The organism is Streptomyces sp. DH24, assembly GCF_029813775.1.
GTDB lineage: Bacteria > Actinomycetota > Actinomycetes > Streptomycetales > Streptomycetaceae > Streptomyces.
Window position 1 is genome coordinate 106,988 of record NZ_JARVKW010000002.1, and the last position, 15,866, is coordinate 122,853.

Here is a 15,866-nt window from a genome sequence, read left to right on the forward strand (position 1 = left end):
ACGCCTCACTCACCGCGCTCCGTGCCGGGCGGGCAGGTGACGGGCCGGCGGTTTTGTGTCAACCGCGGGCCCGCACCTCCGGTTTCCCGTCGTTCAGCTGCCGCGCTGGTGGAGTTCCAGGTCCGTGACCACGGGACGGTGGTCCGAGGCGTCGCTCGCCACCGTCCGGGCGCCGGTCACGGTGATGTCGGGCGAGACGGTGACGAAGTCGATGCGCTTGACGGGCGTGATCGCCGGGTACGTGCCACCGCCGTCGGGGGAGGCGTCCCGCAGTTCGTCCCACAGCGGCGCCAACTCGGGGGCCGCCGCCTCCGCGTTGAAGTCGCCGACCAGGATCTTCGGCCCGTGGTCGGCGGCGAGCACCTTCAGCATGTCCGCCACCTGCGCCACGCGGACCGACGGGTCGGCCCGGTAGTCCAGGTGTGTGACGTAGACGTGCGCGTGCGCGCCCCGCACGTTGACCGTCACCTCGGCGAAGCCGGGCGCCGGGGCCGGGGGCGCGCCGGGCGTCTGGGTGGAGAGCCGGGTGATGTCGTGGTTCTCGGCCTCCAGCACCGGGTGGCGGCTCAGCACCGCCACGCCGTACCGCCGACGCTCCTGGCCCGGCGCTGCCGGGTCCAGGTCGTAGATCGGCGCGAAGAACACCCGCATGTCCAGCTTCTCGGCCAGCGCCTGTGCCTCGTCCACGAAGTCGCTGCGGGCGCCCCAGTTCACGTCGACCTCCTGGAGCCCGATCACGTCGGCGTCCAGGTCGCGCACGGCCCGCGCGGTGCGGTCGAGGTCGAAGACCCCGTCCTCACCGGCCCCGGCATGGATGTTGTAGGTGGCCACGCGCAGCGGTACGGCCGGGGCCTGGGCGCCGGGGACGTCGGCGCCCGCGGCGGTCGCCGGTACCGCCGTGGCGAGCGCCACGGCGGCCAGCAGAACGGCGGCGGCGCGGCCGCGGCGGACAGGGCGTCGGGCAGGGCGTCGGGATCTGGACTTCATGCCTTCTCCAGAGCAGGTAGGAGCGGGACGGGCACGGAACCACTGGATTCTGCTCCAACCCGCGCCCGCCCACGCATGGTTCGCGGCAGAACGCACCGGGGCGCGCTGCCGGGGTTGCCAAGCGGTGGCGGCGCCGGCGCCGCATCCGCAGCGGCTGGTCACGGAAGGCGTAGCGATGTTCCCGCCGACAGTAGCATCGATAACACATCTGTGTTAGCGTTGATACATGGGGATGCGAGCAGCGCTACCACCGAGACAAGGAGCACCGCCATGAGCGAGCAGACCAGCACAGGCGTCGACAGCGGCCGCGTCGCGATCGTGACCGGCGGGTCCCGCGGGATCGGGCGGGAGACCGCCGAGCGCCTGGCGGCGGACGGTTTCGCCGTCGTCGTGAACTTCGCGGGCCACGAGGCCGAGGCCGGGAAGACCGTCGCCGCGATCACCGAGGCGGGCGGTCGGGCGATCGCCTTCCGTGCCGACGTGGCCGACGAGACCGAGGTGTCGGCCCTCTTCGACGCCGCCCAGTCCACGTTCGGCGGCATCGACGTCGTGGTCCACGCGGCCGGCGTGATGGCCCTGGCACCCCTCGTCGACCTCGACCTCGACGCGCTGGACCGCATGCACCGCACCAACATCCGCGGAATGTTCGTCGTCGACCGGGAGGCCGCGCGCCGGCTGCGCGCGGGCGGCGCGATCGTCAACTTCTCCAGCTCCGTGCCGGCGCTCGCCATCCCGGGCTACAGCGCGTACGCCGCCAGCAAGGGCGCGGTCGACGCCCTGACGCTGATCCTCGCCCGCGAGATGCGGGGCCGGGACATCACCGTCAACGCCGTGGCCCCCGGCCCGACCGCCACCGCCCTGTTCCTCGACGGCAAGGACGAGGAGACCATCGCGCGGATGGCGGCCCAGCCGCCGCTGGAGCGCCTCGGCACGCCGCAGGACATCGCCGGGGTCGTGTCCTTCCTGGCCGGCCCGGCCGGCCGCTGGATCAACGGCCAGGTGCTCCGCGCCAACGGCGGCATCGTCTGACCCTCCCCGGAGCCCTCGCCCCTCCCTCACCTCCCTCAAGTTCTTCAGTCCCTCTCTTTCCCCGAGGAGTTCCGTCATGGGAAAGACGATCGTCAGCACAGGCGCGGGTTCCGGTTGCGGCGCACTCGCCGCACGGACGACGGGTCGGTGCAGGTGAGCCGGGTCGCCGACCGGGGCCGCGCCCGGTTCCTCACGCGCGTCGGCCTGGGCGCTCTCCTCGCCCCGCACCAGATGGCCGCCGGTACGGGTTCGGTGCGACCTCGGATAGCGTCGCTCCCGTGAGTACGAAAGCGCGCATCCTCGAAGTGGCGGCGGACCTGGTCGCCGGGTCCCCGAACGGGGACGTCTCGACCCGGGCCGTGTGCGAGGCCGCGGGGGTCGGCGCCCCCGCGCTCTACCGGCACTTCGGGGACAAGGAGGGCCTGCTGTCGGCGGTGGTCGACCACGGCTTCGACAAGTACCTGGCGGCCAAGCGCGCACGAACCCCCGGCACGGACCCCGTCCAGGACCTCCGGGACGGCTGGGACACGCACGTCGAGTTCGCCCTGCGGAACCCGAACCTGTACCGCCTGATGAACTCCCCCGCGATGCGTACGCCTCCGGCGGCGGCCCTGGAGTCCCACCGCATCCTCACCGCCGACCTCGAACGGGTGGCCGCACGGGGCAAGTTGCGGCTCGCTCCCGAGCTGGCCGCCCAGCTGATCATGTCCGCCAACGTCGGCGTGGCCCTGATGCTGGTCTCCCGCCCGTCGACCTTCACGGACGAGACGGTGTCCCGCCGGGTGCGGGACGCGGTCCACGCCGCGGTGTTCACCCCGGACGTGATGGCGTCTGCGTCGTCGGCGCCCGGGGCGACCGAACCGGCCGCCGGGCCGGACGCGGCACACGTACCCGCCGCGGCGGCCCGGCTGAACGCCCTGCTCCGCCAGTCCTCCTCCCCGGCTCTCTCCCCCGCCGAGGACGCCCTGCTCACGGAGTGGCTGAACCGCCTCTCCAACCCGCCGCAGGGCTAGTTCGCGGGCGGGCCGCGCCGGTCACGCGGTCGCGCACGGTCGGTGAGGGCGCCCACGGAGTCGTGGACGCCCTCCGCTCCCCCGGCGAGCGTGTACGAGCCCCGGGTGAGTTTGGCCGGGCCCGTGTCAGGCCAGCGGTTCCACGCGGATGTCGCGGAAGCGCACCTTGTTTCCGTGGTCCTGGAGGCGGATGGCGCCGGCCGACGGGCCCTCCTGCGCGCCCCCGCCCGTCGGTCCGTCGATCGCGACGTCGTCGTGGACCTTCTTGCCGTTCCAGACGACGGTCACCCGCGCGTCGGCGGTCTTGTTGCCGTCGGCGTCGAAGCGCGCCGCGCGGAAGGTGATGTCGTAGGTCTGCCAGGTCTCCGGCGCGGTCGCCGCGTTGACGTCCGGGGCCTTCTTCAGGTAGATCGCCCCGGCCTCGTTCGTGTCCAGGGTCGGGTCGCCGTGGGAGTCGAGGATCTGGAGCTCGTAGCGGTCCTGGAGGTAGATGCCGCTGTTGCCCCGGTCCTGTCCGGTCACGTCGTCCGGCAGCCGCGGAACACGGAACTCCACGTGCAGCTTGAAGTCCCGGTAGGCCTCCTTCGTGCGGATGTCACCGCAGCAGACCTCCATGGAATCCTCGGCGGCCAGCGGCCATTCGACGCGCCGTCCGTCCGTGTGCTGCCAGTTCTCCTGCGAGGCGGCGGTGCCGTCGAAGAGGGTGGTCGGGGCGCCGTGCGGTCGGACGGTGATCAGGTCGAGGTTGACATGGCCGGTGTCGCCGGGGTCGAAGCGGTAGGCGATGGTGTTGCGGCCCGCGTCGAGGGTGACGCGTTCGGTCTGTGTCGACCAGGCGTCCCAGGTGCGGGTCGGGGTGAGTTTCGTCTGCCGCAGCTTCTCCCCGTTGACGTACAGGGAAAGGGACTTGGTGCCCTCGAAGGGGTTGGGGCCGTTGGAGTAGCGCAGGTTCACGTCGTAGTCGCCGGCCTCGGGCACCGTCACGTCGAAGGTCGTGGCGGCCTTGCCCTCGGTGCCGTAGCGGTCGACGAAGCCACTGCCCGAGTAGCCGGTGTGGTCGGTGTTGATTCCCGCCGTGCCGGTGAGACGCGCCTCCTCCGCTTCGTACAGCGTGGCGGGCGGCGGCTGCTCACCGGGAGTCGCGTTCAGCGTGTACCAGGCCTCGGTGCTCCACAGCGCCTCGCCCGACTTCGACGCGAACGGGCGCGGTGAACGGACGTGCACGACGCGGCCGGGCTTGAGCCCGTCGAGGCGCAGCCGGACGGTGCGGCCGTCGTCGGCGAGGGTCGCCGAGCGCACGGCGAGCCGCTCCTCGGCGATCTTGGGCCCGCCGTAGTCGGACGTCGGGGTGTAGCGCCACTGCTCGGCCTGGTAGCGCTTGGCCAGTTCCTCGGCCGTCGCCTTCGACACCGGCTGGGTGTATTCGAGGTCGAAGCCACCGGGTACGGCGCGCATCTCCTTGATGTCGAAGGTGTTGCCGCCGTTCGGCGTGAGCTTCTGCAGGCCGAACTTCAGCTTTCCTTCCTGGCCCCAGTTTCCGTCGGCGCCCAGACCGCCCGCGTAGATCGCGCCGTCGGGACCCATGACGATCCGGTTGACGCCCGCTTCGAGCCCTTGCGTGTAGCGGAAGACGGCTCCCTGGTACTGGCCCTTGACCTTCTCCAGGTAGGCCCGCTGCAGTCCGCCGTAGGTGACGTCACCGATGAGCAGCTGCCCGGCGAAGCGGCCCTTGGTCAGGTGGAGCGGGGTGCTGGGCGAGTTGGCGATCTCGTTCTGCGGCAGCCACAGCACCGGCTGCGTCACGGGCCGGCTGTCGAAGGGGCCCGAGGGCTCGGTGTAGTGGTTGAAGAAGCGGTCCTGCTTGATCTGGACGAGTTTCGACGCGGGCAGCCAGCCGCCCTGGTTGTCGGTGGTGAAGATGTCTCCGCCGGGTCCCCAGCCGATCCCGTTGGGGGTGCGCAGACCGCCCGCGACCGGGTGGATCTTCCCGGTCTTCTTGCTCACCTTGAACGTGGTGCCGCGGCCCGGTGCCGGCTGCGGGACGGTGGTGGCCCCGCCGTAGTTGATGGCGACGGACAGGTTCACGTAGAAGTAGCCGTCGCGGTAGAGCAGGCCGAAGGCGAACTCGTGGAAGTTGCCGCCGTACGGCCAGGTGGCGACCGTGCGGTACTCGTCGGTCACCAAGTCCTCGTCGGTGTCGACGAGTCGCGTCAGCTCGTGCTTCTGGGAGACGTAGAGCGAGCCGTCGACGTACTTGATGCCCATGGGCTCGCGCAGCCCGCTCGCGATCTTCTTGACGGTGACCTTGTCGCGGCTGGTGTCACCCGTGACGTGGTCGAGGACGTACACCTCGCCGGACGTGGTCTGGGAACCGCCCCAGGTGCTGAGCGCCAGACGTCCGTCGGGCAGCCAGTCCATGCCGGTGACCTGGGGTTCGAATCCGTCCGGCCGCAGGTCGGTGAGGTCGAGGTCGGGGCGTATGTCGGTCAGCGGCAGGCCGTCGCCCGGGCTGTCGCTGCCCGCCTCGCACTCCTTGCGGCCCGGCGCGGTGACCCGGACGACGTCGGCGTCGGTGCTGAGCGCCTCGCGCGGCACGACGCTGAAGCCGTCCGCGCCCGGCGGCTTCCACGCGAGCGTCAGCTGCTGGTCGCCGCCCCGCTCGAAGTAGTCGATGCGGAACGGGTGGAGTCCGGCGGTGAGTTGGGTGGTGCCGTCCTTCGGTTCGGCGGCGTGCAGGCCGTCGTGGTCGATGACCTCGCGGTCGTCGACGGTGAGCCGTGAGCCGTCGTCGCTGATGAGACGGAAGGCGTACGTTCCGTCGGCGGGGACGACCAGGTGGCCGGAGACCTCGGCCGAGAAGTTGTCGGCGAAGCCTCCGAAGTCGGCGGTGCTGGACCAGTCGACCGTCTGCATCAGCTTGTCGTGGTTGGGCGTCTGGCCCGGTTTGAGCGTGCAGAGCTTGCTGAGCGGGACCTGGGTGTCGAAGACCCGCAGGGTGACGCCCGGTTCCTGGGGCGGGATGTCGGCGGGAGCGGCGGCGGTCGGCGGCGCGGCCCACACGCCTCCTGCGAGAAAGCCTCCGACGAGCAGGGTGGTGAGCCCTCTTCGGGCACGGGGGAACAGCCGTGGATGCATCGGTCCTCCAGGACGGGACCGGAGGCCGCCGGATCGCACTCCGGTCGAGCTATACCGTGCGCGGGTGCGCGGCAGGGCAGTACTCCTACGGTTGCGCCGACACGCTAAGGGACTTCTGCTGAGCTCGTCCATACTTTGTCATCAACGAGTTCAAAGTCAGCTCGTTCGCTGCTACGGGCCTCGACGAGCCGCGGAAGCCCCGCACAGGACGGGGGGAGATCGTGCGCGGTGCTCCGGCAGTCGGGCCAGGAACCGCGTGCCGGTCAAGGACCGTCGGGGACCGGGACGGTCCGCCGGACGCTGAAGATCAACAAGGGTGCAGAATGACCCGTATGCCGATCACGAACACCCCGAAAGCGGCCACGATCGACCACGCGCAGCCCGTCAGCCGCACGCTGGCCCGCGCCTTCGACGACGACCCCATGATGCGCTGGTTCTTCCCCGACGACTCGAATCGCCAGGCGGGACTGGCCCGTTACTTCACCACCCTCTTCACCCGGCAGTACGCCCAGCACGGGGTGTGCGAGCGCACCGACGCCGCGGCCGCGTTCTGGGTGCCGCCGGAGGGACAGGAGAAGGCCGTTCCGGACGCCGGGACCGTCGAGGAGCTCCAGAACATCCTCGGCGACCGGGCCCCGTTGTTCCGCGATGCCGTGCGGGCGGCGGCCCGGCACACGCCGGAGGAACCCCACTGGTACCTGGCGGTGATCGGCGCCGACCCGGCCGCCCGGGGCCAGGGACACGGGGCCGCTCTGCTGCGGTCGGGGCTGGCCAAGGCCGACGCCGCGGGCCTGCCCGTTTACCTGGAGTCCTCCAAGCCGTCCAACCTTGCGTTCTACGAGCACTTCGGCTTCATCGTGCGCGGGGAGGCGCGACTGCCGGGCGGTGGTCCGGTGTTGTGGGCGATGCGGCGCGGTGCCCGTCCGGCGGCCGACGCCTGAAAGCCGTCCGGCGGCCGACGCCCGAGAGCCGTCCGGCGGGCGTGCGGCGCACCCGTCGGCCGAGTCGCGGCGCAGGTGGGCAGGTCGTGGCGGACGTACGCCCTGGTCGGGCCCGTGAACGCCACGCGCGGTCCCCGGCGCCCGGCGAGGACGCCGGACCGACGCACGCTCACCTCAACGGGCTTTCCAGAGGCTCCCGTTGTCCGGACACCCACGCGTACGCCCGCCGCACGTCGCCGACCACGCCGGCCTCGCGGAGCCGGACCATCGCGGCGTCGCCCGCGTCCGCCCCGGCGTCGATGCCCCGCCAACACACCGGTCCTGCCACCACAGGATCGTGGGCACCAGGCGTGACCGGTCCTCGAGTCCGTAGCCGTCGGCGATCAGCCTCATGCGCCTGGCCGTGTTCCCGATGTCGGTCACCGCGGGGCCGAGACCGAGGTACTGCCAGCACACATGGGCGACGTCGTGGATGCGCTTCCCCGGCGCCGCAAGGTCCCAGTCGATGAAGGCCACCGGCCGGAGCTCGCCGCCGGCGGGCCGGTAGACCGTGTTCCTGGGCGACAGGTCGTTGTGGCACACCACTTCCTGATCGCCCGCGAGCGCGGTGCCCGCGGTCAGGTCGTGGAACTCACGCACGAGCCGGGCGACCGCCACCAGGCTCTCGTCGGACGAGACGGCCGCGGGCTGCCGCGGTTCCCAGGCCACGTGCCCGTCGAGGTGGCTGAGGACCTCACGGCCCTGGTCGTCGGTGCCGAGATACCGCGGAGCCCCGTTCCAGCCGGCGGCTTCGAGCAGCCTCAGCAGTTCCCCCACGAACTTCGTGCGGGCAGAGGCGGGGCGGCGAACAGTGTCGCCGACACGGACGACGGCATGGACGAAACCTCCGGGCAGGTGTGACGCGGACACCCCCTTACCTTGCCCGACGTGCCCGTTGTCAGCCGTAGCGACGCAAGAGTGCCAGAAGGTATTCCTCCAGACGCCCGGCGAGAACGGCGGGCGTCAGATCAGTGCGTCCCAGGTCCCGCCAGGGCCCGGCGACCTTCTCCGCGTCCGGCGCATAGGCCAGCGCGTCCAGCAGACGCCAGTACAGGTGAGCCGCCGGGTCGTCACTCAGCGTCCCGCCCGCCTCGACGTACCGGTCCGCGAACCGCATGCCGACGGGCACTCCGTGCAGCAGGGCGAGCGCGGTCGAGCAGTGGGCCACGTCCAGGTCGGCGGGCCCCCAGGAGGTCTCCACCCAGTCCACGACACCCGTGACCGCCAGACCCGCCCCGGTTCCGGCGAAGAGGACGTTCCCGGGGTGGAAGTCACGGTGCAGGAAGCAAGGCCGGTGGACCGGGGGCGGCCGGCGGATCACCTCCACGGCGCGCTCCCACAGATCCGGTCGCCTCGAACCCACGGGAAACCGCACCCGCTCCGGGCTGGTCCACGCCTCGTAGGTGCGCGGCCGGGCCTCTTCCGCGACACGCAGCCCGTGGATCGCCGCCAACTGCCGGGCCAAAAGCTCCGATGTCCGCTCGACGTCCGCCTCGTCCAGCCTGACGCTCCCCGGCAGCAGGGACATCAGCAGTGACGGATGATCGCAGTGCTCCGCTGCCGCGTCGACGGCGTGAAGCCGAGCGGCCGGCACATCCGCGTCCGCGTTCGCCTTCGCGTTCGCGAGGAGACGGAGAATGTCCGCCTCCCGCGTGAGCAGTCCTCGTGCGTGCTTCACGTAGAAGGGTTTGACGAAGGACCGGAGGACGAGGGAGTACGGCCCGCCCTCCCCCTCGACGTCGAGGCGGCGCATCTGCGATGTCCAGCCGCCGCGCAGCGCTGCCACGGCGCGGATCCGGTCTCCGGGCGGAAGACCGCGTTCCACCCAGGCGCGGGTCCGGGACCAGCCCGCGTCGTCCAACTGGTCCTCGGCAACCGTCACTTCGCTCTCCCGCTCGGCCATGGCAGCAGCCTAGTGATCAGTGCGGGCGGGAAGGCTGAATCGACCGGCTCAGCCGGGCTCCGAGGGCTCGACCGCGCTCAACCTGCTGCGCAGATGGGCGCGTTCGGGCTCGGTGCCGGCCAGGTCGAGTGCTTCCCGGTAGGCCGCCGCCGCCTCGGGGAACCGGCCGAGGCGGTGCAACAGGTCGGCCCGCGCGGCCGGGTACGGGTGGTGGCCGCGCAGCCGTTCCTCGCCCGCCAGGTCGTCCAGCAGGGCGAGACCCGCTTCCGGGCCGTCGCGCATCGCCACGGCCGCGGCCCGGTTCAGCGCGACGACCGGGGACGGGGTGAGGGCGAGCAGCACGTCGTACAGCGCGACGATCTGCGGCCAGTCCGTGCTCGCCAGGTCCGCCGCCTCGTCGTGCAGGGCGGCGATGGCTGCCTGTACGCCGTAGGGTGCCGGCGGGCCACCGGTGAGGGCCGGGGGCACCAGCGCCAGCCCTTCCTCGATCATCGTGCGGTCCCAGCGGCCGCGGTCCTGGTCCTCCAGCAGCAGGAGTTCGCCGCCGGGGCCGGTCCGGGCGCCGTGTCGCGCGTGGACCAGCAGCATCAGCGCGAGCAGTCCGGTGACCTCGCGTTCGGCGGGCAGCAGCCGGTGCAGGATCCGCGCCAGCCGGATGGCTTCCTCCGCGAGGTCCAGCCGTTGCGGTTCGGGGCCGGAGCTGGCCGCGTAGCCCTCCGTGAAGAGGGAGTAGAGGACCTGGAGCACGCCCGGCAGGCGCGCGGGCAACTCGTCGGCGCCGGGCACCCGGAAGGGGATCCGCGCCTCGCGGATCTTCTTCTTCGCGCGCACGATCCGCTGCGCCATCGTCGCCGGCGGGACGAGGTGGGCGCGGGCGACCTCGGGCGTCGTCAGCCCGGCCAGACACCGCAGGGTCAGGGCGCCACGGGCCTCGGGCAGCAGGGCCGGATGCGCGCAGGTGAAGAACAACTGCAGCCGTTCGTCGGGCAGTTCTCCGTCGGCGGCGGCGTCCGCGGGCAGGGCGGGGCCGGCCCGGTCCGCCTCCGCCTGAAGGACGGCGAGCCGGGCGGCGTACGCCTGGTCGCGCCGCAGCCGGTCGACGGCCTTGCGCCGCGCCGTCGTCAGCAACCACGCGCCTGGCCTGGCCGGCACGCCCTGCACCGGCCAGTGCACCAGCGCCGCCTCGACCGCCTCGGAGGCGACCTCCTCGGCCAGGTCCAGGTCCCCGAAGCGGCGCACGAGGGAGGCGAGCAACCGGCCGTGTTCCTCACGGAACACCGACTCCACCGCCCGGTCCGCGCCGGTTGCCCGCGCCTCCACGGCCGTCAGGCTCCGAAGTCGGCGACCGGCCGCACCACGACCGATCCGCTGCCGCGCGAACCGGGGCAGCGGGCGGCCCAGTCGAGCGCGACATCCAGGTCCGGTACGTCGATGACGTAGAAGCCACCGAGGACCTCGCGGGTCTCGGCGAACGGTCCGTCGGTGACGGTCCGCTCCCCGTCCGCGCCGACCCGCACCCTGGTGGCCGTGACCAGGTCGGCCAGCGACTCCCCGGAGACGAAGATCCCCGCGTCCCGCACCGCCTTGTCGTAGGTCGTCCAGTCCTCGACGGTGCACTCGGCGGCCCCGCCGTCCGCGTCGACCGCGCCACTGTGGATCAGCATCATGTACTTCATGGTCCGGCTCTCCTCGAATTCGTGTCGTCATCCTCGCGCAGCGGCTCGCCGCACACCATCACGACGAACGGGACACCGCCGTATCGACACCGCCCCGGGATCTTTTTTCTCGGGTCGGTTCCGGGCCCGCCCCCGGCCCGCCGGGACCATCGCCGGCGGCCTGCTGAACGCCGGAGCGGACCGGCGGCGGTGACGTCGGACCCGCCTGGCACGATGCTCCGCATGGAACTCGCCGACCGCGCCGCGCATCCTCTGGACGGCCTGGACTCGCACCCCTGGTCCACTTTCTCCCACGCCTACGGCAGTGCGGAGGATCTTCCCGATGTACTGCGCGCCCTGGCCGGGGCCGACGCGGAAGCGGCGCGCGAAGCGTTGTCGGAGCTGTACGGCAGCGTGCTGCACCAGGGGACGGTCTACTCGGCCAGCGCCGAGGCCGTGCCCTTCCTGGCCGCGATCGCGGTCGCCGGCCACCGTACGGAGGACGTGCTGACGCTGCTCGGCGGCATGGCCGAGAGCGAGGACGAGCACGGCGTCGCACCGGGCGCGGTCCGGGCGGCCGTGGCCGGGCAGCTTCCGCTGCTGCTGCCGCTGCTCGGCGCCGCGGCGCCGAGGGTCCGGCAGGCCGCCGCCTGGGCCGTGTCCCACACCCGCGTGACGGCGGCGCTTCCCGCGCTGCGCGGACGCTGGGAGGAGGAGGCCGACCCGCTCGTCCGCGCCGAGGTGCTGACCGGGATGTCCCGGCTGGACCCGGCACTCGGTGCCGCCACCGCCGCCACGGTCCTTGACCCCGCCGCCCCGGCGGAGCTGCGTCTGGCCGCCGTCCTCGCCTGCCTCGACGCGGCCGTGCCGTGGACCGGGACACACCGCGCGGCGATGCTGTCCCTCCTGCCCGCCGACCCTCTGGTCGCGGACCGGCTCGACCTGGACCGCAACGAGCCGCTGGCCGCGGTGGTGGACCTGCTGCTGGGCCGCGACCGCGACGCGGACCGCGAGGCCGCTGTCGACCTGCTCGACACCGCCCTGCGCGACGGCCGGGCGGAAGTGCGGGCCGAGGCGCTGTGGGCGGCCGACCGTGCCTGCATGCTCTCCCGGAGCGCCCCGCGGCGGCTGGTGCCCGCCCTGGTGGCGGCTGCCGCCGACGACGAGGCCGTGGTCGCGGTGGCCTCCCTGCTCGGGCGTCTGGGGACGGCCGCCGCACCGGCCGCGCCGGTCCTGGTGCCGCTCGCCGGCCGTAACCCCGGGGAGGACGACGACCTGGCGGACCGTGTCCTGGCCGCGCTCGTGCGGGTGGCACCGGACGAGGGTGCCCCGCTCCTGGCCCGCGGGCTGGGGCGGCGCCCGCGCGCCCTCGACGCCGCTGCCGGGTTCCCGTCGCCCGCCGACGCCGCGTTCCCCTACGACGACGAACTCCTGCACGCCGTCCGTCAGCGCCTCGCCCGGCCGGAGGCGCTGAGCGGCAACGAGCCGTGGCAGCTGACGAACCTCCTCGCGGGATGGGGTGTCCGCGCCGCACCAGCCCTGCCGCAGCTGTACGCGGCACTCCCCCGGTTTCCCGGCCAGGCCGCCCGGGCGATCGCCTCGGTCGCGGGCGAGTGCGCGCCCGACGAGCGCGCGCGGGCGGCGACGGCTCTGCGGAGCGCCGCCGAGTCCGGCTCGCTCCCGGCGGCGAAGGGCCTGTACGACCTCACCGGCGAGCCCGGCCTCCTGCTGGACCTGCTGGAGCGGGATCTGCGCCAGGGCTCCCGCGCACTCCCGGAGGCCGCCCGTACGGCGGGCGCGCTCGGCCCCCGGGCGTCGACCCTGGTCCCGGTGCTGCGGGCGGCGCTCAGCGGCGCGGACAGCGATGCCACCACACCCGTACTGGACGCGGACACGGCACTGGCCGAGGCGCTGTGGCGCGTCACGGGGGACGCCGCCACGGTGGTCGGCATCTTGGACTCGGTCTTCGCCCGGGCCGCGCAGAGCCTCTGGTCCCAGTGGTCCGTGGTGCGGGCGGCCCGGGTCGCGGCGCTGCTGGGTGCCGCCGGACGGCCGCTGGTGCGCCGGCTGGAGCCCTTGCTCGACAACCCGGTGCAGGTGCCCGCGGCGACCCTGGCCCTCGTGGCCGCGGCGGAACCCGGCTCACTGGACCGGACCGCTCTCGCCGCGGCCGTGCTCGACGCGGCCGAACGGGAAGCCGATCCCCTGGGGGCGTGCGACGCCCTGGAAGCGCTGGGTGCCGACGGCCTGACCGGCGACCACACTCGGCGCCTCGCCTCTCTGGCCGACGGCGACGCGCGCGTCGTCCGCTCCGGGGTGGAAGACCGCATCATCCGCCAGGACGAAGCCTTCCGCGTCCGGGTCGGTGCGCTGCTCCGCGCCCGCACCCGGTCCGGCGGAGAGACCCGTTAGTCCCGCGGTCCCCTTCTGGTGCGGTGCGGGGGCCGCGTCCGGCCGCGTTTCCGCCGCGGGACCGACGGTGCCGGGCCGCGCAGGACCGAGCCGAAGGGGCCGTAGTGGAAGTCGGTGGCGCGGGTGTCGTGCTGCGAGTTGAGCCGGTGGATGAGGAACGCGCCGACGGCGATCATCGCCACGGCGGCTACCACGACAACGAGGGTCTCCATCGTCCTCACGTCCTGTTCGACTGATCCGGGAGCGGTGTCATGACAGTGACCGTTCGGCTCCGTGTGTCCGTCCCGGCCGGTCCGGTGGGCCTTCGTCACTGTCGTGCGCCGGGTCGGTGCCGGTGTCGACGAGGATCTCCCCGGCCCTCATGGTGTTGTCCGCGCGGACGGCTTCGGCCATGGCGGCGTGCGCGGCGTCGGGTGTGGCGTCCGGCGGGACGACGAGGAGGGAGAAGTGGTCCTGTTCTCCCCTGGTGACGAGAACGGTGTCGTCGCCGACCGGGTAGGAGTCGATGTGCACGACTCGGCCGTCGATGGTCAGCCGCGTCGGCAGCCCTTCCCAGGCCTGGGCGTCCAGGCCGACACGGTCGACCGGGCCCAGGTGCTCGGTCAGCGCCGCGACCAGGGCGGGAAGCTCGGCCGCGATGTCCCGGGACCGCGGCCACCAGGCCCCGTCGAGCACGCTTTCCCGGTCGTGCGTCGTCGCCAGCCGCACGACGACCGAGCCGGGCCGCACGGTGCGGCCGCCGGTGTCCGGCAGCAGCCGGTTCCCGTGCGGCTCGCCGGGCTGGGAGTCGGGCATGGCGCTCGCCTGCTTACGCGGAAGTGAAGTCCTCGTTTCACGGTACTCCTCGGCCCGCTGCGCGGAGCGCGACTGCTCGTGCCGGGGCAGGGGGCACGCCGACGTAGAGTGATCGTCGATACGTCCCGTCGCACAGCGAGGTCACCATGGAGTCCCAGCAAACGCCCTCCGCCGGGTACGCGGAAGTCCACGTGGTCGCCGCGTCCCCCGAGGTCGCCCGACGCGTGGCGGAGGTTCTCCGTCACTGCTTCGCCGCCGGCGAGCAGCGCAGTTATCCGGCGGGCGACGAGGGCGGTACGCGTCTGGAGATCACGGTGGACACCACCCGGGCGGCCGAACCGGCGCGGTCCTGGCTGGAGTCCAGCCGCTGGACGGGCCACACCGACCGGGAGCCCGGCCGGGACTGAGATCTCGCGCCCGCCGGTCGGGCGCCCGGGGGTCACGCCGTGCCGGTCCCGCACCCGTGTTCGCTCGCTGCGGGGGCGGGACCGACCGGGCAGCCGGTCAGGCGCGGTTGTTGACGCTGACCGGCCAGGAGCCGGTCGGGGGCGTCCAGCCCTGGAGGGTGGCCGGGATGCCGACCCGGCTGTTGCAGTCGATCACCTGGAAGTGCAGGTGGGGGCCGGTGGACGCGCCCGTGCTGCCCGACCAGCCGATGACGCGGCCCTGCGGGACCCAGTCGCCCGTGTTGTAGATGGCCCGGTTGAGGTGGGCGTAGTGGGTGCAGTGGCCGTTGGAGTGGCGGATGATCACCTCGATGCCGTTCTGCCAGTACGGCGACCAGTCCGACACCAGGACGGTGCCGCCCTGGGCGGCGGAGACCTCGTAGTTCGCGGGGAGGCCGAAGTCCCAGGCGTACTCGTTGTAGGGCCCGGTGTGCGAGTAGGTGCCCTCGGGGCCCTGGGTGACCTGGTAGGCCTCACCCGCGGGGTAGGGGAGTTCGTAGTAGTAGTCCGCCGCCGCGGCCTGCGGGGCGGCGGCCAGGCCGAGTCCGGCCACCGTCAGCACCGCGCTCGCGACGGCGGCGAATCTGCGAAAGGTCCTGCTCGCACCAGACATCGTCGTGTGCCTCCCGTTCGTGTGTGCGTGATCGCGTCCGCGTGATGGCACCCGCGGCACGTTCTCATCCGGAACATGACAAAGCCTGTCCGTCAACGAACGGATAAAACAAGGAAGTTGCAGAATCACGCAACGCCGGGAGTAAAAGGAGCGGGTCCTGTTCGTCCCGTCTCGCGGGACCGGTCCGGGGTGTTCGTCAGCCGTCGCGGGCCGTCCGGAAGGGCCGGCCCGGCCGGACGGCCACGTCACCGGCGTAGCGCAGTCGGGCGCCGGCGGCCTCCGGGCCCGGCTGCCCGGTCGGTGCATCGGCGCTGTGGACCTTGTACCGGCACAGCACGTTCGGCGTGCTGGGGTGCGGCAGCCGGACCTCTCCCGCCCCCTCGGTCATCGTCCCCGTGGCGCCCCGGCGCGGGCCGCTCGTCACGTAGTAGCGCATGACGGGCAGGCTACGGGACCGCCGTCGCCCTCAGCGGCCGCCCCGTGGTGTCACCAGGCCCGATTCGTGGGCCGGCACCACGAGTTGGGCGTTGTCCCGGGCGTGGAGCTTGGTCATGGCCCGGTTGATGTGGGTCTTCGTGGTCGTCGGGCTGAGTACGCGGCGTCGATCGCCGTCCTGGACACCTGGGTGCGCACGGGCCGCAAGCCGACCCCGCACTCGATCGCCGCTTCCCGCCCCGCCTTCGACAGCGGGTACGGCGACGGCTGCTTCTACCGCCCCGAGTTCGGCCCGGCGCCGTACGCGTCACGCGTCCTGCCCCCGCCGGGCGGGCTCACCCGGCCCGCGATGACCGCCGCGCAGGAGCACGGCTGGAGGGGGATCGAGGGCGTGGGCATCGCTCCCTGACCGCGCCGACTCCCTTGTCCCGTCAAGGACTCACCAGGGCGTGGCCATGGATTC

15 protein-coding genes and 2 pseudogenes are annotated in these 15,866 nt (G+C 72.8%); 6 read left to right on the forward strand and 11 right to left on the reverse strand.

The annotated features are described in order from the left end of the window. Positions 1-93 precede the first annotated feature (93 nt). Positions 94-987: an endonuclease/exonuclease/phosphatase family protein gene (locus QC282_RS02150; RefSeq protein ID WP_279547420.1), complete on the reverse strand. Its 894-nt coding sequence runs from the start codon at positions 985-987 to the stop codon at positions 94-96. 270 nt (positions 988-1,257) lie between these two features. On the opposite strand from QC282_RS02150, the gene QC282_RS02155 reads away from it, so the two are divergent. Further along, positions 1,258-2,016 carry an SDR family oxidoreductase gene (locus QC282_RS02155; RefSeq protein ID WP_279547421.1) on the forward strand — a complete coding sequence of 253 codons (759 nt, stop codon included), beginning with the start codon at positions 1,258-1,260 and terminating at the stop codon, positions 2,014-2,016. A gap of 278 nt (positions 2,017-2,294) precedes the next feature. After that, positions 2,295-3,029 (forward strand): TetR/AcrR family transcriptional regulator, encoded by a 735-nt coding sequence (locus QC282_RS02160; protein ID WP_279547422.1) that lies wholly within the window; start codon positions 2,295-2,297, stop codon positions 3,027-3,029. Between the two features lie 126 nt (positions 3,030-3,155). Here QC282_RS02160 and QC282_RS02165 read toward each other — a convergent pair whose 3' ends face one another. Continuing rightward, a complete protein-coding gene (locus QC282_RS02165; protein ID WP_279547423.1) occupies positions 3,156-6,164 on the reverse strand; it encodes a family 16 glycoside hydrolase in 3,009 nt (1,002 codons plus the stop codon). Between the two features lie 323 nt (positions 6,165-6,487). Between QC282_RS02165 and QC282_RS02170 the strand changes: the two genes are divergently transcribed. Then, a complete protein-coding gene (locus tag QC282_RS02170; RefSeq protein WP_279547424.1) occupies positions 6,488-7,105 on the forward strand; it encodes a GNAT family N-acetyltransferase in 618 nt (205 codons plus the stop codon). 174 nt (positions 7,106-7,279) lie between these two features. Here the strand turns inward: QC282_RS02170 and QC282_RS02175 are convergent, their stop codons facing one another. From QC282_RS02175 to QC282_RS02190, 4 genes are read right to left on the reverse strand one after another with little or no spacing between them, the layout of a single operon-like run. Continuing rightward, positions 7,280-8,014 (reverse strand): aminoglycoside phosphotransferase family protein, encoded by a 735-nt coding sequence (locus QC282_RS02175; RefSeq protein WP_279547425.1) that lies wholly within the window; start codon positions 8,012-8,014, stop codon positions 7,280-7,282. A gap of 28 nt (positions 8,015-8,042) precedes the next feature. Next, positions 8,043-9,047 (reverse strand): aminoglycoside phosphotransferase family protein, encoded by a 1,005-nt coding sequence (locus QC282_RS02180; protein ID WP_279547426.1) that lies wholly within the window; start codon positions 9,045-9,047, stop codon positions 8,043-8,045. 48 nt (positions 9,048-9,095) lie between these two features. Beyond that, complete coding sequence (locus tag QC282_RS02185) at positions 9,096-10,367, reverse strand: RNA polymerase sigma factor (RefSeq protein ID WP_279547427.1); 1,272 nt, start codon at positions 10,365-10,367, stop codon at positions 9,096-9,098. A 5-nt stretch (positions 10,368-10,372) separates the two neighbouring features. Next, entirely contained in the window at positions 10,373-10,723 is a 351-nt protein-coding gene (locus QC282_RS02190) for a YciI family protein (RefSeq protein ID WP_279547428.1), read from the reverse strand. A gap of 222 nt (positions 10,724-10,945) precedes the next feature. On the opposite strand from QC282_RS02190, the gene QC282_RS02195 reads away from it, so the two are divergent. Then, positions 10,946-13,114: a HEAT repeat domain-containing protein gene (locus QC282_RS02195; RefSeq protein ID WP_279547429.1), complete on the forward strand. Its 2,169-nt coding sequence runs from the start codon at positions 10,946-10,948 to the stop codon at positions 13,112-13,114. Here QC282_RS02195 and QC282_RS02200 read toward each other — a convergent pair. After that, the gene (locus QC282_RS02200) at positions 13,111-13,326 is read right to left on the reverse strand and encodes a hypothetical protein (protein ID WP_279547430.1); all 216 of its coding nucleotides are present in this window, start codon (positions 13,324-13,326) and stop codon (positions 13,111-13,113) included. The genes QC282_RS02195 and QC282_RS02200 overlap by 4 nt on opposite strands. A 37-nt stretch (positions 13,327-13,363) precedes the next feature. Beyond that, positions 13,364-13,909 (reverse strand): DUF5994 family protein, encoded by a 546-nt coding sequence (locus QC282_RS02205; protein ID WP_279547431.1) that lies wholly within the window; start codon positions 13,907-13,909, stop codon positions 13,364-13,366. Between the two features lie 146 nt (positions 13,910-14,055). On the opposite strand from QC282_RS02205, the gene QC282_RS02210 reads away from it, so the two are divergent. Next, positions 14,056-14,316: a hypothetical protein gene (locus QC282_RS02210; protein WP_279547432.1), complete on the forward strand. Its 261-nt coding sequence runs from the start codon at positions 14,056-14,058 to the stop codon at positions 14,314-14,316. Between the two features lie 97 nt (positions 14,317-14,413). Here QC282_RS02210 and QC282_RS02215 read toward each other — a convergent pair whose 3' ends face one another. From QC282_RS02215 to QC282_RS02225, 3 genes and pseudogenes are all read right to left on the reverse strand, one after another. Beyond that, the gene (locus QC282_RS02215) at positions 14,414-14,968 is read right to left on the reverse strand and encodes a M23 family metallopeptidase (protein ID WP_279547433.1); all 555 of its coding nucleotides are present in this window, start codon (positions 14,966-14,968) and stop codon (positions 14,414-14,416) included. A 196-nt stretch (positions 14,969-15,164) separates the two neighbouring features. After that, on the reverse strand, positions 15,165-15,404 hold the full coding sequence (locus QC282_RS02220) for a hypothetical protein (protein WP_279547434.1): 240 nt from the start codon (positions 15,402-15,404) through the stop codon (positions 15,165-15,167). Positions 15,405-15,434: 30 nt separating this feature from the next. After that, positions 15,435-15,575: pseudogene (locus QC282_RS02225) on the reverse strand (DNA-binding response regulator); the annotation flags it as partial. Between QC282_RS02225 and QC282_RS02230 the strand changes: the two are divergent. Beyond that, a pseudogene (locus tag QC282_RS02230) lies at positions 15,555-15,812 on the forward strand (hypothetical protein); the annotation flags it as partial. The pseudogenes QC282_RS02225 and QC282_RS02230 overlap by 21 nt on opposite strands. Positions 15,813-15,866 lie beyond the last annotated feature (54 nt).